At 60.5% G+C, this 20,273-nt stretch carries 16 protein-coding genes and 1 tRNA gene; 5 read left to right on the top strand and 12 right to left on the bottom strand.

The features are described 5' to 3' along the window. Positions 1–191 precede the first annotated feature (191 nt). Positions 192–1,838: a hypothetical protein gene (locus NQF87_RS07685; RefSeq protein ID WP_266127826.1), complete on the top strand. Its 1,647-nt coding sequence runs from the start codon at positions 192–194 to the stop codon at positions 1,836–1,838. Between the two features lie 45 nt (positions 1,839–1,883). Here the strand turns inward: NQF87_RS07685 and NQF87_RS07680 are convergent. Then, positions 1,884–1,959, bottom strand: a tRNA-His gene (locus NQF87_RS07680). 266 nt (positions 1,960–2,225) lie between these two features. On the opposite strand from NQF87_RS07680, the gene NQF87_RS07675 reads away from it, so the two are divergent. Then, a complete protein-coding gene (locus NQF87_RS07675; protein WP_266127825.1) occupies positions 2,226–3,680 on the top strand; it encodes a SulP family inorganic anion transporter in 1,455 nt (484 codons plus the stop codon). 61 nt (positions 3,681–3,741) lie between these two features. Here the strand turns inward: NQF87_RS07675 and hflX are convergent, their stop codons facing one another. The 7 genes from hflX to NQF87_RS07640 all read right to left on the bottom strand — a co-directional run bounded on the left by hflX (position 3,742) and on the right by NQF87_RS07640 (position 11,381). Beyond that, positions 3,742–5,064 carry a GTPase HflX gene (hflX, locus tag NQF87_RS07670; protein WP_266127824.1) on the bottom strand — a complete coding sequence of 441 codons (1,323 nt, stop codon included), beginning with the start codon at positions 5,062–5,064 and terminating at the stop codon, positions 3,742–3,744. Between the two features lie 105 nt (positions 5,065–5,169). Next, on the bottom strand, positions 5,170–5,397 hold the full coding sequence (gene hfq, locus NQF87_RS07665) for an RNA chaperone Hfq (RefSeq protein ID WP_266127823.1): 228 nt from the start codon (positions 5,395–5,397) through the stop codon (positions 5,170–5,172). Between the two features lie 11 nt (positions 5,398–5,408). Beyond that, positions 5,409–6,836 carry a nitrogen assimilation response regulator NtrX gene (gene ntrX, locus NQF87_RS07660; RefSeq protein ID WP_266127822.1) on the bottom strand — a complete coding sequence of 476 codons (1,428 nt, stop codon included), beginning with the start codon at positions 6,834–6,836 and terminating at the stop codon, positions 5,409–5,411. After that, positions 6,826–9,204, bottom strand: coding sequence for a sensor histidine kinase NtrY-like (locus NQF87_RS07655; protein WP_266127885.1), 2,379 nt, complete (start codon positions 9,202–9,204; stop codon positions 6,826–6,828). The genes ntrX and NQF87_RS07655 overlap by 11 nt, the downstream gene beginning before the upstream one ends. Positions 9,205–9,221: 17 nt before the next feature. Then, on the bottom strand, positions 9,222–9,962 hold the full coding sequence (locus tag NQF87_RS07650; protein ID WP_266127821.1) for a helix-turn-helix domain-containing protein: 741 nt from the start codon (positions 9,960–9,962) through the stop codon (positions 9,222–9,224). Beyond that, complete coding sequence (gene dusB, locus NQF87_RS07645; RefSeq protein WP_266127820.1) at positions 9,962–11,011, bottom strand: tRNA dihydrouridine synthase DusB; 1,050 nt, start codon at positions 11,009–11,011, stop codon at positions 9,962–9,964. The genes NQF87_RS07650 and dusB overlap by 1 nt, the downstream gene beginning before the upstream one ends. A gap of 88 nt (positions 11,012–11,099) precedes the next feature. Continuing rightward, on the bottom strand, positions 11,100–11,381 hold the full coding sequence (locus tag NQF87_RS07640) for a hypothetical protein (protein WP_266127819.1): 282 nt from the start codon (positions 11,379–11,381) through the stop codon (positions 11,100–11,102). 141 nt (positions 11,382–11,522) lie between these two features. Between NQF87_RS07640 and NQF87_RS07635 the strand changes: the two genes are divergently transcribed. Both NQF87_RS07635 and NQF87_RS07630 read left to right on the top strand, forming a co-directional pair. Further along, a complete protein-coding gene (locus tag NQF87_RS07635; protein WP_266127818.1) occupies positions 11,523–12,581 on the top strand; it encodes a quinone-dependent dihydroorotate dehydrogenase in 1,059 nt (352 codons plus the stop codon). Between the two features lie 31 nt (positions 12,582–12,612). Beyond that, complete coding sequence (locus tag NQF87_RS07630; RefSeq protein WP_266127817.1) at positions 12,613–14,139, top strand: glycosyltransferase family 2 protein; 1,527 nt, start codon at positions 12,613–12,615, stop codon at positions 14,137–14,139. A 118-nt stretch (positions 14,140–14,257) separates the two neighbouring features. On the opposite strand, the gene NQF87_RS07625 is transcribed toward NQF87_RS07630, so the two are convergent. From NQF87_RS07625 to rapZ, 4 genes are all read right to left on the bottom strand, one after another. After that, a complete protein-coding gene (locus NQF87_RS07625; protein ID WP_266127816.1) occupies positions 14,258–15,691 on the bottom strand; it encodes a sugar porter family MFS transporter in 1,434 nt (477 codons plus the stop codon). A gap of 151 nt (positions 15,692–15,842) precedes the next feature. Further along, positions 15,843–17,243, bottom strand: coding sequence for a sugar porter family MFS transporter (locus tag NQF87_RS07620; RefSeq protein ID WP_266127815.1), 1,401 nt, complete (start codon positions 17,241–17,243; stop codon positions 15,843–15,845). 200 nt (positions 17,244–17,443) lie between these two features. Next, on the bottom strand, positions 17,444–17,986 hold the full coding sequence (locus NQF87_RS07615) for a Fur family transcriptional regulator (protein WP_266127814.1): 543 nt from the start codon (positions 17,984–17,986) through the stop codon (positions 17,444–17,446). Next, a complete protein-coding gene (gene rapZ / locus NQF87_RS07610; protein WP_407652027.1) occupies positions 17,983–18,912 on the bottom strand; it encodes an RNase adapter RapZ in 930 nt (309 codons plus the stop codon). The genes NQF87_RS07615 and rapZ overlap by 4 nt, the downstream gene beginning before the upstream one ends. Positions 18,913–19,621: 709 nt before the next feature. Here rapZ and NQF87_RS07600 point away from each other — a divergent pair. Beyond that, positions 19,622–20,257 carry a nucleotide exchange factor GrpE gene (locus NQF87_RS07600; RefSeq protein WP_266127813.1) on the top strand — a complete coding sequence of 212 codons (636 nt, stop codon included), beginning with the start codon at positions 19,622–19,624 and terminating at the stop codon, positions 20,255–20,257. Positions 20,258–20,273 lie beyond the last annotated feature (16 nt).

Below are 20,273 nucleotides of genomic sequence, written 5' to 3'. Positions count from 1 at the left end.
GGAAAAGGTCAAGCCCTCCTTTTCATACCGGACAGCCCAAAAGGGGCTGGAAACTGCCATTTTTCTTCATGTGGTATCTTGATACCGTAAAATAATTCTGCACGGCCGGTGTCACCCCCCGTTTGCCCACAGCCCTACCAGCGGCTATTGTGCTGGCTCATATCCAGAGTGCCCAAGTGAGGTATGTCAGCATGCAACGGTTAAGGCTTCCCTTCTGTCTGGCCATTCTTGTCCTCATCATGGGGGGGCTGGGCATTTACCGGGAAGCCGGAAACCGCCTCTCCCATGCGCTGGAACGTTTCAGGACGGCCCTGCCCGCCGGAGCCGTTTTCCATTACAGCAAAGTCCGGCCTGCCCTCCTGCTTGGCGGGGTGACCCTGTATGACGTCTCCTTCCATTATCAAGGGACGGATTTCCACGCACAGCGGGTCCGCTTCGGCTATCCCAAGCTCCTTTCCAGCGGAACGCTGAGTCTGGCCAGCCTGCTGCTGGAGTCTCCCAGCTATACGGACCACACTCACCACATCACTGCCACCGAAGCCTCCTTCCACCACCTCCTCATCCCCTCCTCGGCCGAAACCCTTCATGAAGGGCATGGCGAGGCGGACAGCATGCGCTCCCTGGCCGCCATCATGTCTTTTGAGCCGGAAGATGTGACCTCCCTGCGCTTTGAACACATGCAGCTAAACAAACTTCAGATCACCCGTACGGAGGATGCCCCTGCTGCAACCAGGAAAACCCTGTCACGCCCCTTCACCATCCAGACACTTTCAGCCGATACGCTGGTTGTGGAAGGCTATGGGCAGGGGATGCGTGTCCATACACTCATGAATGGCCTGTCCCTTGCCCTCCAGCTGCCCGGTGGCAATGGCGGAGCCATTCCACCCGTTCTGCGGCAGATTCTCCTGCCCAATAGTGGCGATGCCGTCCTCCAGCCCGAAGCTCCCATAGAGATGCATCTGGCCCTCCAGCATCTGGAAGCCCGGGAAGGCTATATCCAGTGGCTGAAACGCCCGTTCCAGCATTCCGGAAATCCTGCCGAGGCCTTCTGGCAGGACCCCGCTGGCACGCTGTGGCAGAAGCCCGGCAAGCTGGAGATTGCCGGACTTTCCCTTCTCTTCAACCAGAATCACCTTCGTCGCACCCTCATCCTCAATCATCTCTCCGGTGAACGGAGGGCAGGCGAAAATGGCGACCTGCGTACAGAAGGGGACCTGCACGGCCTGACAACCCGCATCTCGCCCCCTCCTTCACTGATGGCCTCGCCCGTCAGCATGCCGGCGGATTATCACATCACCACCTCCTCCCAGAGAAAGATGGGTGAATGGCAGGAAACCCTCCAGCTACGCACCGTCTTCGGCAAGGATAGCCCCACCCAGTTGGTCTCTGACGTCAACCTGCCAGACATCAATCCGCTCCATTTCTCGGATGACAGTGCATCCCGCTTCCTTCAGGCCGGACAGTGCTTTGGCACGGAACTGACCGTACAGGGGCTGGACATCTTCTCCTATTACGGCGTCCTGATCCACCAGATCACGCCCGCCTCGAATGGCACAAAACCGGCAGAAGCGGCAGACAAACCGATGATAGCCACCCCGAAGGGTTCCCTCATGGCCGAACAGGGTTACGTCATCACGCCACGCTTCAACGCTCTGGCTCTTCAGAGGCCAATCCTGACACCGGTTCTCGACTTCCTCTTCAGCCCGGAGCGGCGCACCCTGTCCTTCAAAACCGGCCCGCTCTCCCTTGAAGAGCTGGCCCATATCGCCGACGACACCAATGACGAAATACGGTTCGACCGGCTGCATGTCGTCAGTGTCGTCACACAGGAACAGTGAGGGACTGGCCCGCCACAACGATTCAGCTTTTCGGGGAAAGGAGACTGGGGCGAATGACGGGATTCGAACCCGCGACCACCGGTACCACAAACCGGCGCTCTACCAACTGAGCTACATCCGCCACACAGCAGTCGGATACTTATTAAATCCTGCTTTTCTCGTCCAGCCCTCAAAAGCATTTTTTTTGTCATATTTTTTTGACGCTTTTCCATCACCCCCGTGAGTCCACGGCTTCATCAGGCTTCCTGCACCACACGGCCATGATGCTTCACAGCCCTCCACGGGCAGCCTATAAGTCACGGGACAGTCAGCCGCACACGGTGATCTCCCGGCAGTGCCGTACACCTGCCCATACAGCCGCAACAGAGAGAAGGACCCGCCGCATTCATGGCCAGTGATTCCTACATCCAGCAATGGACCCAGCGACCCGTCAAAGACATTCTGGCAGGCATGGTGGGGACCTTCGCCCTCATCCCCGAGGTCATCGCCTTCTCCTATATTGCCGGGGTTTCCCCGGCTGTTTCCCTGTTCGCCTCTTTCGTCATTTCCGTTTCCATCGCCATATTTGGCGGCAGACCGGGCATGATCTCCGGAGCAGCGGGATCGGTCGCTCTGGTGCTGGCACCGCTGGTTCATGCTCATGGGCTTCAGTACATGCTGCTGGCCACACTGATGGCAGGAGGTTTGCAGGTCCTTTTCGGGCTGCTGCGCCTTCATTCACTGATGCGCTTCGTCTCCAGTGAGGTCCGCACCGGCTTCGTCAATGCACTGGCCATTCTCATCTTCTCCGCCCAGGTGCCGCAGATGCTGGGCGTGAGCTGGCAGACCCATCTGCTCATCCTCATCGGGCTGGTCATCATCTATCTCCTGCCCCGCATTTCCAGGGCCATCCCCTCACCACTCATCTGCATCATCGTTCTGACGGCCATCACCATCATCCATCCGATGCCCGTGCGGACTATTGCCGACCTCGGTGCCCTGCCGACCGGCCTGCCGCAGTTCACCCTCCCCCATATCCCCCTGAACATGGAAACGCTTGCCATCACCTTCCCCTATGCGCTGGCCGTAGCCGCCGTGGGCCTGCTGGAATCCCTGATGACCGCCAGTGTCGTGGATGAACTGACAGACACACATGGCAGACCACAGAGAGAATGTACGGGTCTGGGCATTTCCAACATCTTCGTGGGCCTGTTCGGCGGCATTGCCGGATGCGGCATGATCGGCCAGACGGTCGGCAATCTGCGCTATGGCGGGCGGGGGCGGCTTTCCACCTTCACGGCCGGAGCCTTCCTCCTGCTGCTGATGGTCGTGCTGCATCCCTGGGTCGCCCGGGTGCCGGTCGCCGCCCTCGTGGCCATCATGATCATGGTCTCCATCAGCACCTTTGCCTGGGGCAGCCTGAAAGACCTGTTCCACCACCCAAAACTGACCAGCCTCGTGATGCTCGTCACTGTCGGCGTGGTCGTCCTCACCCACAATCTGGCGGCTGGCGTGCTGGTCGGCGTACTGCTCTCCGGCCTGTTCTTTGCATGGCATACGGCCAGACTGGTGCAGGTCCGCTCCACGGAAGAGCATGACATACTGACCTACCACATACAGGGGCAGATTTTCTTCGCCTCGGCCGACCTGATGGCTGAAGCCATGACATACACGACCCATGCCCACCGGGTGACACTGGACCTCTCCCACGCCCGCTTCTGGGACATCACCGCCGTGCAGGCCCTGGAAAAGATCGTCGAAAAATTCCGCAAGCATGGCAAGGATGTCACCGTCTGCGGGCTGGATCACGCCCAGCATGGCATCCTGACGGAACAGTCCGATGAGAAGGCCTTCACCATCTGAAGGCCATGTCATGCACGTTACACAAAACCCCCGGCCGGTTTCCTGCCGGGGGGTTTCTTCATCAGCCTGCCTGTTCCGGAATGAGCTTCAGGGCCGGGAACTGCCGGGCAAAACGCTGCTGATCTGCCGGAAAGAGACGGACCCGCAGATGCAGCGTCTCTTCCCCGTCCAGCCGTTCCATCACCTCGCCATGCTCATGGAGCCATGCCAGTGCTGCGCCATCCGTCACGGGGACATGCACTGAGAAATGCTTCATGGAACGTGTCATGAAGGCATCTATGGCTTCCATCAGGTCCGGCAGGCCTTCACCCGTCAGGGCGGAAACCGCCACGCTGCCTTCACGCCGAGGCACGGCCTCCGTCCCGCCCAGAAGATCGGCCTTGTTCAGCACCTCAATCGTCCGTTCCGGCCAGGCCTCATCCAGCATGTCATCCGCCGTCATGTCACCCAGGACGGACAGCACATCTTCCCGCTGGGAAGCACTGTCCGGATGGGCCGCATCACGCACATGCAGGATGATGTCCGCTTCGGCCACTTCTTCCAGCGTCGCCCGGAAAGCCGCAATCAGCTCGGTCGGCAGGTCACTGATGAAGCCCACCGTATCGGAGAGGATCACCCGGCGGCCTGACGGCAGGGTCAGGTTCCGCATGGTCGGGTCCAGCGTGGCAAAGAGCTGGTCCTGTGCATGGACACCTGCCCCGGTGATCCGGTTGAACAGGGTGGATTTTCCCGCATTGGTATAGCCGACCAGTGCCACGACCGGGAACGGCACCTTGCGGCGGGCATGACGGTGCAAGCCACGGGTCCGGCGGACCTGCTCCAGCTCCTTCCGCAGCTTGACCAGACGTTCATCCAGCATCCGCCGGTCCGCTTCGATCTGCGTTTCACCCGGCCCGCCAAGAAAGCCGAACCCGCCCCGCTGACGCTCAAGATGGGTCCAGAGCCGGACGAGACGGGACCGCTGATATTCCAGATGTGCCAGCTCCACCTGAAGCACACCTTCCCGTGTGGCAGCCCGTGCGCCGAAAATGTCCAGAATCAGGCCTGTACGGTCCACCACCTTGCAGCCCATCTCTTTTTCCAGATTGCGCTGCTGGGCAGGAGACAGGCGGGCATCCATCACCACGACACCGACCGATTCCGCCCTGACGATCTCCGCCAGCTCTTCCAGCTGTCCTGCTCCGAGAAGTGTGGCAGGCCGCCTGGTCCGCAGCGGATAGATGGCCGTATGGACAATCTCCAGCCCGATGGACGCTGCCAGCCCAACCGCCTCCTCCAGACGGGCCTCGGCGGCACGTCCCTCCGTAAAGGCCTGCTTCTCCGCAGGGAGAATGACAGCGGCGAGGGTGGGTTTACGGGCGGTTTCCTGGGGCTGGCGTCTCAAATCCGGAATATCCTGTCTTTAAACTCTGTGGCTACCTGTCTTCAGGCCGGCCTCATATGGGATGGCCACGCACCAGACACAAGAACTCCGAAACGCGGAAACGGGTCAGGGCAGGTCTGACAGGGCCGCCACGGGCATGATGGTGCTGACAGCATGTTTATAGACAAGCTGCACGTGCCCGTCCCGGCGGAGCAGCACTGTCCGGGCATCAAACCGTGTGATGACCCCCTGAAGCTTGACCCCATTGACCAGAAACACCGTCACCGGCTCTTCCCGCTGCTGAACATGCGCCAGAAACTGCTGCTGCACGTCATCCTTCATCTGTTCCGACATGGATTCCTTCATCACTTCCCATCCTGCCCGTGACGCCCTGACAGAGCAGCGGACCGGTCTTCCTGTGTTACACCAAGCTGCTTGAGCTTGCGGTGCAGTGCGCTCCGCTCCATGCAGACAAAATTGGCTGTCCGGCTGATGTTGCCACCAAAGCGCATCAGCTGGACCTGGAGATACTGCGTCTCGAACTGGTCCCGTGCCTCCCGCAGGGGAAGGCTCATCACGTCAGCATTGGGCGTCAGGTAGGTCATGGAAGGGGCACCCTCCCGCACGACATCCGGCAGCATGTCCGCCCGGATGACGTTCTGCGCCTCGCCCTCCCCACCGGGAGCCAGAATGAGCATCCGTTCCATCAGGTTCCGCAGTTCCCGGACGTTCCCCGGCCACTCATAGGTCTGGAGACAGGCCAGCGCATCAACGGCCAGCGTCCGGACCGGAAGGCCGGAAGACCGGGCACAGCTCTCCAGAAAATGCTGCGCCATGACCGGAATATCCTCCGGCCGTTCCGAAAGGGCCGGAACCTGCAGCGGCACGACGGCCAGGCGGTAATACAGGTCCTCCCGGAAGCGGCGTCTGGCAATTTCGGCCTGAAGGTCCCGGCTGGTGGTGGCCAGGACACGGACATCCACCTTCACGCTATGCGTACCACCCAGACGCTCGAACGTGTTGACCTGCAGGGCACGCACGATCTTGCCCTGCGTCTCCAGCGGCATGTCGGCCACTTCATCCAGCAGCAGGGTGCCCCTGTGGGCACGTTCCAGCAGCCCCGGCCGCCCGGGCTGGTCGCCCGTTCCTTCCACCCCGAACAGTTCTTCCTCAAGATGGTCCGGGGCCAGAGCCGCACAGTTCAGCACCACGAACGGACCTTCCGCCCGTTTTGACTCCGCATGGATCGTCCGGGCGACAACCTCCTTGCCGGCTCCGGCAGGACCGGTGATCAGCACGCGGGAATTCGTGGGGGCCACCCGGCTGATCTGGCTGCGCAGCGCATTGACCAGCGCACTGTTGCCCATGAGGGTACTCTGTGCCCCGGCCCGCAGGCGCAGTTCGGCATTTTCCTTCCGCAGGCGGGCGGCCTCCAGCGCACGGCGTACGATGACCAGAAGCCGGTCGGACTGGAACGGTTTCTCCAGAAAATCATAGGCCCCCTGATGGAGGCTGGAGACGGCCGTCTCGATCGTCCCGTGACCGGAAATCATGATGACCGGAACATCCGGCTGCTCCTCCCGAAACAGACGCAGCAGTGCCAGACCATCCAGTCGGGAATTCTGAAGCCAAATATCCAGTATGACCAGCGAAGGGCGACTCTCCCTGAAGGCACGGATGGCCTCATCGGACTCCGCAGCACTCCGGGTGACATAGCCATCATCCTCCAGAATCCCGGCCAGCAGGAAGCGGATATCCGGCTCGTCATCAACGATCAGAATGTCATGCTCCATGGGATACCTTCAATGCTCCGCTCACGCCCTCTGCCGCAGGGACCCTGCCCGCCAGCGGGAAACTCAATGAAACCAACGTGCCCGCTATCCCCCTGTCTCCAGTGCCCGCCAACGCCTGACGTTCCTCTTCTGTCAGGGAACGCAGGTGCAGCTGCCCCTGATGGGCCTCCATTGCCCGGTGCACGATGGCCAGCCCCAGCCCCGTTCCCTTTTCCTTGTGGGTGACGTAAGGCTCGGTCAGACGCTGATGCTCCCCGACAGGCAGACCCATACCATTGTCGGCCACGCCAATGATTGCCGCTCCATCCTCGAGCGTCAAGCTGAGGACGATCCAGCCCACCACCGGCCTCTCCTCCGTGACATGACGTCCTGTCATGAGGACGGCATCCGCCGCATTCTGTAGCAGATTGATCAGGGACTGACCAATCAGGCGATGGTCACACCGCACCATGACCGGCCCCCCGGCAGGAACATCCAGCCTGTAGGCGATCTCGGGATGGGCATTCTGCTGGAGGAAAAGCGCATCCCGGCACAGGCGGACAAGATCATGCTCGGCCATCTCCGGCTGCGGCATCCGGGCGAATGACGAGAACTCATCCACCATGCGCCCGATGTCACCGACCTGCCGCACGATCGTACTGATGAGCTGGTCATAAATCTCCGGGTCGCTGGTAATTTCCTTGCGGAACCGCCGCCGCAGCCTTTCCGCCGCAAGCTGGATGGGCGTCAGGGGATTCTTGATCTCATGGGCAATGCGGCGGGCCACATCTGCCCAGGCCGCCTTGCGCTGAGCCACCTGCAACAGGGTGATATCATCAAAGGTGACGACATAGCCCCGCTTGTCTTCATGACCATTCTGGTCCGCCACGGCACAGACAAGCAGGGTGCGTCCGGCCCCGGCTCCCCCGCCACTGCCCGGCCCGCCTGGCGCACGGGCACCTTCAGTGTCAATCTGTATCTCGGCCCCATGTTCCTTTTCAGGGCATTCCCGCACGGCCCGCAGGAGCGCAGCAAATTCCGGCACATGATCCACAAGCGGGCAGCCCTTGGCCTGTTCCAGATTCCGCTGGAGGATGGAGGACGCCGCACGATTGGGCAGTTCAACATTCTGGTCATGATCCAGTCCGATCACGCCCGCTGACACGCCTGCCAGAACAGTCTCCGTGAAACGGCGGCGTTCATCGATCTGGTCATAGGCCAGCATCAGTTCGGCACGCTGGCTCGCCAGCTGGTCAGTCATCAGATTGAAGGCCCGGGAAAGGGCAACCAGCTCATCTTCCCGATTCCCCCGGCTCTCCACAGGTACACGGGCTGTCAGGTCCCCTTTGGAAATGCGGCGGGCCGCCCAGATCAGGCGGCTGAGCGGGCGGGTGATCCCGTTGGCCTGAGAAAGGCCGCTGAGCATCCCCACAGCCAGGACCAGCAGCCCCATCAGGGCCAGAAGCACGACCAGTGTCAGCTGTGTCTTGCCACGATTGTTGAGCATCCGCTGATAATCCTGCACCAGCGTGTTCGTCCGGGTCATGTGATGGAGGATTTCCGGGTCCACCGGGCGGGTGATGACCAGCATGAGGCCGGAATTGCCGCCCAGCGACACGACACCCCGCACCACCCGTGCCTCCGGCTGGTCCAGCAGCACGACCTCACCCGTCCGGGCCATGGCCGCAACGGACCGGGGAGGCAGCTCTTTCTCCGGGTCACCGGCCCGTATGGCCAAAAGCCCCCCCGTGGCAATGATCTTGTAGGTGATCGGGTTGAAAATGATCGCATCATTCAGCCCCCGTTCCGTCACCTCATCTTCCAGAAGGGCCTGAAGGCGGGACTGGTCATGAAACAGGTCCGTTCCATGAGCGAACATTTCATCATTCTGGACCGTCAGGAGCGTATTGGCGAGGGCGAAGGCTTCCGTCCTCGTATTCTCGTTATGCTCCCGCAGATAGCCAGCCGCCACGGACCGTGCTTCACTCAGGGCCGTGTTGACCCGGTTCGAGAACCAGATTTCCACGCCATAATGGAAGAACAGGGCCGACAGGGCACCCACCATCAGGGTAGGCGCAACAGCCACCACGCCAAACAGCATGACAAGCTGGCTGTGCAGCCGTGCCCCTGCCTGCCCCATGCGCCGTTCGGCCAGCATGCGGCCGATCTGCCGCACCGCTGCCGCCCCGATGAGCATGATGATGATGAAATCCATCAGGAACAGCAGGGCCTGTGCCCGTGGTACCCGGGCCAGGGACACGCCACCGGCAAGCACGATGAAGGTCACGAAGGTCAGGATCAGGGCAATGACCGTCAGCATCACCACGCCATCCGGACTGGTCAGCCGCCCGATGAACGCACGCGCCTTGCCGGCAAGAAATCTGATCATCACGATAACGTCTCTTTTCAGCGGTCCCCTGACCGGGAACCGGGCCGGGGCACGACAATGTGCAGTTCCCTGATACGCTTGCGCAGCGTGTTGCGGTTCAGCCCCAGCAGGGAGGCCGCCCGCAGCTGGTTGCCTCCCGTATGCTGGAGGGCCATGGCGATGAGGGGCCGCTCCACGGCTCCCACCACGCTGCCATGCAGATTGCAGCTTCCTGCTTCCAGCCCCGCCCGCACATAGCTCCGCATGACAGGCTCGAACATCGCCGCCAGCCCGCCACTGCGGTCACCGGACAGGGCACGGACAGCCCGCAGCCGCTCCGGCCCGAGGCACTGTGCCGCTGGCAGGGAGGCCAGCCAGTGTTTCAACCCGTCTTCCAGCTCACCATGCCGCAGAAGGGTGGCCTGATCATGGCGGCTGGCCACCACGATGCGCACGGCATCTTCCCGTCTGGCCTGTGCCCTGTGCGCCAGAAAGGCGGCAAAACGCTTCTGAAGTTCCGGACAGAGACAGTCCAGCTCATCCAGCAGGAGCGTACCACCACGGGCCTGCTCCAGCCAGCCATTCCCTGCCGTACCGAAGAGCCGCTCCTCCCGCAGGGCACGGGGCACGGCTGTCAGCCCCGCAACAACGAAGGCTCCCTCGGCACAGGGGCTATGGGAATGAATCCTCTGAGCCACATCCAGACGCTCCTGCGAACTGGCCCCGTACAGGAACAGGGGCCGCATGGCACGGACCTCACGGGCGGTCTGTTCCCCCATCACGCCACATGCCGGGCAAGGGCGGCTTCGCGGTCCCGCCTAATGCCTGCTGCAATGGCTTCATCATAGAACTGCTCCAGCAGGGTAATGACGGCCGTGGCGTCATCCAGCCGGTTCACCTCCGCACGGAAGGCCGCAGACCCCGGAAGACCGGCGGAATACCAGGAGACATGCTTGCGGGCCAGACGCAGGCCGGGCCGCTCGCCAAAATAGTCCATCATCATGTGGTAATGCTTCAGGACGATCTCTTTCTCCGTGACAAGGTCAGGGTCCGGCACATCCACACCACTCCGCAGGGACTGGACCAGCTGGGCCAGGAACCAGGGCCGCCCGTAACAGCCCCGCCCCACCATGATGCCATCCGCCCCAGAATCCGCCAGGGCCTGACGGGCCGAGGCCATGCTGACAATGTCACCATTGACGATCACCGGCAGCGTCACGGCGTCCTTGACCTTGCGGACGAACTTCCAGTCCGCATGGCCATTATAGAACATCTGACGGGTCCGCCCGTGAACCGTAATCATGCGGATGCCCACATCTTCGGCAATCCGGGCCAGAGCGGGGGCGTTGAGATGGTCATGATCCCAGCCCATCCGCATCTTCAGTGTGACGGGCACCTCCACCGCCTTGACGGTCGCCTCCAGCAGACGGGCAGCCAGGACTTCGTCCTTCATGAGGGACGACCCGGCCATCTGGCCGATCGCCACCTTCTTGACCGGGCAGCCGAAATTGATGTCCACGACATCCGCCCCACCGGCCACGGCAATCTTCGCCGCCTCACCCATCGCCTGCGGGTCACACCCTGCCAGCTGGACCGCATTGACACCACCGGCCCCCGCACTGCGGGCCATGCTCAGGGTCCGTTCATTCTCCCGCACCATCGCCCATGAGGCAATCATCTCCGAAATGACCAGCCCGGCCCCCAGCTCCCTCGTCAACCTGCGGAAAGGCAGGTCCGTGACACCGGACATGGGCGCGAGGATGACGGGATCATCAATCACACAGCCCGGCCCCAGAGTGATGGGAGGCAGAGAAATAGAATGCGGCATGGATGCAGGGTACCTGTCAGACTGTCATGGAGCAGATCGGGCGGCGACTTTACCGGCCTACCCTCCAAAGCGCAAACCGCCGCCGCTCTCACCCATGCCTGCGGCGGCGTGCCCGTCTCATGGAGAGAATTTCCCGCTCATGCCTCTTCTCACCATCCCGGGTGACTTCAAAACGGCCATCATCCCTCTGGCGGGCCAGCCCCATCCCGGCCAGCCGGACAAGACAGGACCGGTCCTTCAGGGGAGCACGGAAATCCGGCATGCGCCCTTCTGGTGGAGGCCCCACCGGGCGGCCCGTCGGGCCGCTCAGCACCAGCCGGTGCAGGGCCGACCGGCAGCAGGTTTCCAGATACAGTTCGTCCCAGCTCATGATCCTTGCTCCTGACGTCTCAACATCTCATAATTCCTCATTGTCCGCAGCTCAGCCCCACCCGCCAGTGCCGCAAATTTCCTTGACAAGAGGGGCCATGCGTTCTGAAAGGTTTTTTAACCGCCAGTAAGGGAAGAGTGAATGCTCGATATCGGAAAAACAGCCACATGGCTTCTGCGCCGTCTTGATCCCGAAACTGCACATGAGCTTGCCATCCACAGCATCGCCCGTGGCCTCGCAGGACATGGGCGGCCCGATCACTCTGCCCTGCGGACTGACATTCTGGGGCTGTCCTTCCCCAATCCGATCGGCCTCGCAGCCGGGTTTGACAAAAATGCCCGTGCCGTACGAGGGCTGGCCAATCTGGGCTTCGGCTTCGTGGAGACAGGCACGGTCACGCCCCGCCCCCAGCCTGGCAATCCCCGCCCCCGCCTCTTCCGGCTGACCGAAGACCGGGCGATCATCAACCGCATGGGGTTCAACAGCTGTGGTATTGACAGATTCTGCCAGAATCTGGCTCCGCTCTTCCGCCCCGACAGGAACGGTCAGGTACAGCCAGCCAGCGCACCACTGGGAATCAATCTGGGCATCAACAAGACAGGGGCTGATCCCCTTGTCGATTACCCCGCCCTGGTAGGCCGGACCAAATCCTACGCCGATTACATTACCATCAACCTGTCCTCACCGAACACACCGGGCCTCCGGGACCTTCAGGCCGCCGACATGCTGAGCCGCCTGCTGGAGGCCATCCAGACCGCCCATCCGGACCGGCCACCCCTTCTGGTCAAGCTGGCTCCTGACCTGGGTGACAAGGCCTATGCGCCCATCCTTCAGACCGCCATTGATGGCGGTGCGGATGGCCTCATCCTGACCAACACGACCCTTGCCAGGCCTGAAAGCCTCCGCAGCCCGCACCGGGCGGAAAGTGGCGGCCTCTCCGGCGCACCACTGACCGAACGGACATGGGACGTGCTGGAACTCGTGGGCCAGCTCAATGCCCGCCGCCTCTGCCTCATCTCTTCCGGCGGCATCGAGACAGGCCGGGACATTCTTGCCCGCCTGAAGCTGGGGGCGGACCTCGTGCAGGTCTACACGGCCTTCATCTATGAAGGACCGGCCCTCCTGACACGCCTCAAGCAGGAGCTGCTGCAGGAAATGAGCCGTTCCGGCATCCACAGCCTCGCCGCTCTTCGCCGCTGAACCACAGTCACGCAGGACACCGTATCATCTCATGAAAATCGCCCTAATCAGCATCATCAAGAACGAAGCCCACGACATCCTGTATTGGCTGGCGTGGCACGCCCTGCTTGGCATCGACAGTTTCATCCTCTTCGACGATGACTCACAGGATGGGACACGCGACCTCATCAGGGCCGCCTGCCTGCACTGGGATATACACCTGTTCCATATCAGCGAGCACAGCCTTGACCTGACGGAACAGGGGCACATCAACCGCCAGAAGCAAGTCTATATGGATGCCCTCACCGCTATTGGTGAGCATTATGACTGGGTTGGCCTCCTGGATACGGATGAATATGTCCGGCTGCGCACGCATTCCTCCTTGAAGGACTTTCTCGGCTCAATGGGGCCGGATATCGGGGCCGTGGCTCTCAACTGGCAGACATATGGTCATAACGACCACATCACGACTCCCAGCCTTCCGCCTTTCCACAGCTTCAGCCGTCACGGCCCTTCCAGCGAGAGCATCAACCGTCATGTGAAGAGCTTCATACGTCCATCCTGCTGGCAGGCGGGAGGATGGATCAACGTGCACTATTTCCCGCTGAAGCAGGGGCGCTACGCCACGCCATCCGGCCAGCCCGTCGACTGGTCCGACACGCCCGGTATCATACGGAACCAGCCAGACTGGTCCGTTGCCAGCCTCATGCACTTCCAGAACAGAAGTCTGGAACAGTTCGTGGAACGTGCCCGCAACCGCAAAGACATTCAGCTGACACTGGCAAACCACCAGCTCAACCAGTGGAATGAAATTGAGGACGCCTCTCCCCGCAGGAAAACGGCCGAGACCCTGCGCTGGATCAGGCCTGTCGTCACGTCAGGCTGCATCATGGCTCTGGAGCAGATACGCCAGCAGCATCCGCCCATAAGCAGGCTCTCCCCACCCTGCCCGAAGCAGAAACCGGCCCAATTCAAGATTTTTGCGCTCTATCCGAAGGAAATGCGCCGCCTCTCCGTCGTGGACGACCTGCTCTACGATACGGGCGAACCCACCAAGGAGCACGACGACTTCCAGCTCTTCATGCTCCAGAGCCGACAGCACCCAAGAGCAGCCTTCCTTTTCGGGCTGGACGGGTCCCAGAAGATTAGAAACTTTTTCATTCTTCAGGATGGCCGTCTGACAGGCCTACCCCGCTATGACATTCTACCGGTTGTCGAACAGACGGCTGTGGCCCTAAAACAACAAAGGAATGCTCCCCATAGCGGGCAATTCCTGTGTTCAGCCCCTAGGGAGCCGCTCACCCCCAACCGAATGAAAGCCAATCTTTGGGAATGCTTCCTTGCCGTTCCAAGAGATGAAACGCCATTAGGAACTTCATGGCTAAATTTTCCTGCTTTCCATCTGGCAGAAATGGCCCTAGAATCTTCTTCCTTTTCTCTTGAGACCATCATGGTCCTCGCAGAAATTGACCGTAAAGCCACAATTTGGCTCCTCCCCCTACTGGCGGTTCATCTGAATGACCTGCAGCTCAGGGAACTGCGTGGCTATCTGGGGGCACTGTCACCCTTCATTCTGTGAAGCTGACAGACGAAAGTCTATTCACTCGACCTCACGGCCACTAAAAAAGGCTCACCCTCTTCACGACGGTGAGCCTTTTCCGTTCAACCGAAAGCAGCATGTCCCCTTCCGGCAGGGATTACCGTCCCAGCTTGCGCAGCTTCACGCCACTCATCAGCCGTTCCTCGATCTTGGCCAGAGACATCCCTTTCGTCTCAGGAACATACAGGAACGTCAGGCCAATGAAGAGGAAATTCAACACGGCCAGCAGCCAGAACGTACCGGATGCCCCAAACATCTCCATCAGGGGCAGGAAGCTGACACTCACGCCCATATTGGAAAGCCAGTTCGTCAGTGTGGAAATGGACATGCCAAAATTGCGCCCCTGAATGGGCTGAATCTCCGCACAAAGCACCCACATCAGCGGACCAGCGGACATGGCATGACCGGCACAGAACACCATCAGCACAAAGACAGCCATCATCTGGGACGCCTGCTCTGCCATCCCTTCATGAAGCAGGCCAGCTAGGGCTGCCATCGTCAGGGTCATGACGGAGAAACCGACATAGAGGATCGGCTTGCGCCCCCAGCGGTCCACCAGACCGATCGCCACGAACGTCGCCAGCATGTTCACCAGACCGATGATGGCCGTACACCACATCTGGGCATGTGAATCAAAATGCGCCGCTTGAAGAATCTTCGGCGCATAGAACATGACAATATTGATACCTGCCAGCTGCTGCATGGCCTGGAGAACAACCCCCAGCAGCACCGAACGGCGGAAATTGCTGTTGCGCTTCAGCAGGGACCAGCCTTCCTGCTTGGTCTCAAGCTGCTGCCGGATCGCCTGAATCTCCTTGGCGGCTTCCAGCGGGTCATTCCGCAGGTCGAGAAGGATTCGGCGGGCTTCCTTGTGCCGCCCCTTCATGACCAGCCAGTGCGGGCTGTAGGGCAGGAACAGCACCCCGATGAAGAACAGGACGGCCGGGGCTGCCGCAAAGCCGAACATGCCCCGCCAGCTGCCACGATAGGAAAAATACGTGTCCGCCAGAAAGGCCGTGAAAATCCCGATCGTCAGCATCAGCTGGTAGGTGGAGATCATGGCCCCACGGGATTCTTCACTCGCAATCTCGGAAAGATAGAGCGGTGCGGTAAAGGCGGACAGGCCGACAGCATACCCCATGACCACACGGAAGAAGATCATGGACGGAATCGACCAGCTCAGTGAACAGCCAAGAGCACCCAGCACGAACACGCCTGCCCCGCAGATCAGCGCACGCTTGCGGCCGACTTTCTGGGCAAGCTTGCTGGCACTGATGGAGCCAAGGGCCGCCCCCGCCATCATGGCACTGACCACCCATGACAGGGCAATCGTGGAGGGATGGAACTCCCGTGAGAAAAGGTCCAGAGCACCGGAGACCACGCCGATGTCGATGCCGGACATCAGCCCACCCAGCGCAGCCACAATGCCGATGACCAGAATCTTGAACTTTGTTGGATCGAAGAATGACGTACCGTCACCATCATCGCCCGTACCAGCAGGCACGGTGCGGGGATCGACTTCATCTACCATGTAAAGAGACAACCTCTCCAGAACTGACAGGCTGGCCCCGGACAGCCAGCACCCTACGTGACACGGCCCCATCAGCCAGACATGACAGCCCGGGCGGAGAAAGCGGGCTGCTTCCCCCGCCCGGCAGAATAGAAAAGGGCCGACCTCTTACTTAACGACCAAGGTCACGCAGTTTTACACCACTCATGAGACGCTGCTCAATAGTTTCGAGAGATACGCCTTTTGTCTCAGGAACGAAGAGATAGAGTAACACGATCCCAAGAGCATTGAATCCAGCAAACATCCAGAAAGTATTGGGGCTGCCAATCAGCTCCATCACACTGAGGAAGGTCGTCCCGATCAGGAGGTTACTCAGCATGTTCGTACCGGTGGAAATGGAGATGCCCAGACTGCGGCCCGCAGCAGGCTGAATCTCCGAGCAGATGACCCACATGAGCGGCCCGGCCGACATGGCAAACCCACCCACGAAAATGATGATCATGCCCAGAGCCAGAAGCTGCAGCAGCAGGCTGCCCGTACCGTACCAGAGCAGGAAGGCAAGAATGGCCATGCTGGCAGCCATGCTGAAATAACCGGCATACAGGATCGGCTTGCGGCCCCAGCGGTCGGAATACCCCACGGCAACGAATGTCATCAGCACGTTCACCAGCCCGATCAGGGCCGTGCACCACATCTGGGCTTCAAGGCTGAAATGGGCAGCCTCCAGAATGCGGGGGGCGTAATACATGATGATGTTGATGCCGGCAAACTGCTGCATGATCTGAAGCAGCATCCCCAGCCCGAGGGAACGACGGTAATTGCTGCTGGTCCGCAGCAGCTTCCAGCCCTCTTCCTTCGTCTGCAGCTGTTCCCCGATCGCCGCCAGCTCCTGCCGGGCCTGGGCCGGTGCGTCACGCAGGCGGGTCATCGTCTCCAGGGCCTCTTCCTCACGCCCCTGAATCATCAGCCAGCGTGGACTCTGCGGCAGGCAGAGGAAGATCACCAGAAAAACCACCGCCGGCACGGCCTCAACCACAAGCATGGACCGCCATGACCCGGACGCTGCAAACCAGCTGTTGGAGAAGAAGGCCAGGAAAATGCCGATCGTCTTGAGGAGCTGATAGAGCGACACCATCGCACCACGCTGCTCCTTCCGGGCCACCTCGGACAGATAGAGCGGGGTCGAAAAATCGGACAGCCCCATGCCGATACCCACCAGAATGCGGCAGACAATCATCATAGCCACGGACTGGGACGCCGCACAGCCTGCCGCCCCGATGGAGAAGAAGGCCGCAGCCACGGTCAGGGTATATTTGCGCCCCAGACGCTGAGTCAACTGGCCGCCTGTCAGGGCACCAATGGTAGCCCCGACCAGCATGCCACCGACAATCCACTCCAGAGCCACCGTGGACGCATGAAACTGACGCCCGAATGGCCGCAGGACACCGGAAATGACACCGATGTCCATGCCGCACATCAGACCGGCCAGAGACGCCAGAATACAGATGAGCAGCACACGCCGTCTTACAGCAGGATCAATGGCGTGGCGAGGAGACTCAGTTGTCCCGTTCATAATATTTGGACCTTTTCACTGGAGGAACACCCTCCATTGGATGGAATCATCCCTATCATAAAAAACAGTTTACCCTAGAGGCTACATCTACCCGCTGAATCACAGTTATGCGAGCCACCGGAAACGCCTGATTTACCGCCCCCGCAGAAACAGGGACAGGCCTTCCTCCACGGCCCCGGAACGCCGTCCCGCTCTCACTCTCATGCTGTCGGCTGTTTCCCATCACAGCGGGCACAGAGTCCTTCAATCTCAACCGTCGCCGCTTCCGCCCGGAACCCCTGCCCCCGGGCCGACTGCAGCAGCACGGCAGCCACGACATCCTGTTCCAGCTCCTGCACCTGACCACAGGCACGACAGATGAGAAACTGTGCCCGATGCCCCCCCCATGCCTTATGGGACGTACAGCATTCCTCACAGTCCAGACGGTGACGGCAGCCCACGAACGCACTCAGACGCTCAATACGATGGATCAGCCCCTGTTCCAGCAGAAAATCCAGTGCCCGATAGACGGTCGGTGGCACGGCCCTCGGCTGATGGACACGCAGAAGAGACAGAATGTCATAGGCCCCGAGCGGCCTGTCCTCTGACAGGACAAGCCCCAGCACCAGACGCCGGACAGCCGTCAGCCTCTGGCCATGATGCTGGCACCAGTGCGCCACGTCATCCAGACGGGCCAGAACATCCCTGCTGAACGCCTGCTCCCCTGCCTGCACGCCCTCTTTCACATCAGGCCCAGCGTTCATGATGTCCCGTCCGGCGGCACGGCCCAGCGGCATGACGTCAGGCCATTACGGGCAAGCTCCCGGTGCAGCACCATCACGGGGGCACGCAGCCTGCCAATCATGGGGTCATCAGCAAGGTCCCGTGCCAGAGCTTCCACAACCGTGACGGAACGGTGACGCCCCCCGCTGCACCCCACGGCAATGGTGACATATTTCTTCCCTTCCTGTGCGAAGCGGGGCAGCACCGTCCGCACCAGTCCCAGCACATGGTCATAGAAAGACTGGTAGAACGGATCCGCCTTCACATAATCCGCCACAGCGGCATCCAGCCCCGTATGAGGGCGCAGCACGTCATCATAATGCGGATTCTGGAGAAAGCGGGCATCCAGCACGATGTCGGCCTCCCGTGGCAGACCGGCAGGATAGGCAAAAGACATCAGGGCCACGGACAGCATGGTCCCGACCCCGGCACTGAAACGGGCCTCGATCATCTGCCGCAGATCAGGCAGGGGAAGGTCACTCGTATCCACCACAAGGTCCGCCAGGGCACGCAGAGGCTCCAGCAGCCCGGCTTCCTGCTCCAGAGCAGGCCTGACACCACCTTCCCCCGCCAGCGGGTGACGCCGCCTCGTGGCCGTGAAACGGCGCAGCAGGACATCATAATCCGCCGTGGCGAACAGGAGCTGAGCCGAGCAGTTCCGCTCCCTGCGGGCCAGTGTCAAAAAATCCACGATACGGTGTGATTCAAACCCCCGGCTTCGGACATCCACCCCGATGGCCAGACGGGGACCGGACTGGGTAATCAGGGCATCGAACAGGTCAAGCGGGGGATTGTCCACAACCTCATAATCAAGGTCTTCCAGCATACGGAGGATGGACGCCTTCCCTGCACCGGAGAGTCCCGTCACCAGCACAATATTCCGTGAAGACTGATCCTGCGTCTTCATGCCCATGCTCTGTTTCCCTGTGCCGCAATGGCCAAACTGCCATGATGGCCGCACCATAACACAGTCTCCATCCGGCAAGAAACAGCCCCGCCGGAGGACTCACCTCAGGGAGGCAGGAGCCGTCGCGGACATGAAACGGGGCAGACGGATGACAAAACGGGCACCACAGATACATGTTCTCCCGTAAGCCGCCCCAGTCAAGTTGGTCACAGAACTTCACCAATCCCAGACACACGACCAACGCTTTCCCAAGAAGAAATTCAGGCACAGTCAAGACAACTTCTCTCCCATTCCAGCATTGCTGGGGACAGACTTCATTTGCCAGAGTAGTAATGAGGACCTGCTCCGTTTTTGGACCATCTGTCTCTATCGATGTTAGATGACGCTTCGGGAAGGAAAAAGGACCTCTTTATGCAAAATCCTGTCCACGCAATAAGAAAAACAATTAGAGTATAATATAATTAAAAACAAATTGATGATAAAAAAATATCCCAAAATTAGAAAAATCATACATTTTTCTTAATTTTTATGTATTATATTAGCTTTTATTTAACGTTCTGCCGAGAGCGTCCTCCCCCTTGTTTTTACGGTACAGGATACTATCTCCTATAAGCATGAAAGGGGCCTGTTGCCCTGCCATGCCGGCCATCCGGGTGATGGGACGGCCCCGCAGGAAACCAGCCCGACAAGATGAAGACAGGGTCACAACATGACAGAAAAGACGTCTCATAACGAAACGCCACAGGCCAACGCCCCACAGCATGAGGCCCAGCCTCACGAAGCGGCAGCACAGGCGGAAAATCACGATTCTCACGGTGAAGACAGTCTGGCCGGGGCAGGCAGTGCCGAGGAGCGCATCGCCGCCCTTGAGGAGAGACTGGCCGAGATGGAAGACCGCTGGAAGCGGTCCGAGGCGGACAACCAGAATCTCCGTTCCCGCCACAAGCGGGAGCTTGAAGACACCCGCCATTACGCCGTCCAGAAATTCGCCCGTGACGTGGTCGAGGCGGCCGAAAATCTTCACCGTGGCCTTTCCGCCCTTCCGCCACAGGCAGAAGGTGAGGATGCCCTCATCACCCGCCTGCGTGAGGGTTTCGAAGGGACGGAACGCTCCTTCCTCTCCATTCTGGAGCGGAATGGCATCACCAGAGTCGACCCGACTCACGGGCCGTTTGATGCCAACCTGCATCAGGCCATGCAGGAGCAGGAAGTTGATCACCTGCCACCGAATCATGTCGTGCAGGCATGGACACCGACATGGATGCTGAAGGATCGCCTGCTGAAGCCGGCCATGGTCATCGTCTCCAACGCTTCCTCCACGGGGTCTGCCCCCGGGAAGGACTGATCCTTCCAGATGAATC

The sequence above is a fragment of the Bombella dulcis genome (assembly GCF_026385505.1).
GTDB classification, from domain to species: Bacteria; Pseudomonadota; Alphaproteobacteria; order Acetobacterales; family Acetobacteraceae; genus Bombella; species Bombella dulcis.
Note: the sequence above shows the minus strand (reverse complement) of the source record. Positions and strands in the feature narration are given on the sequence as shown.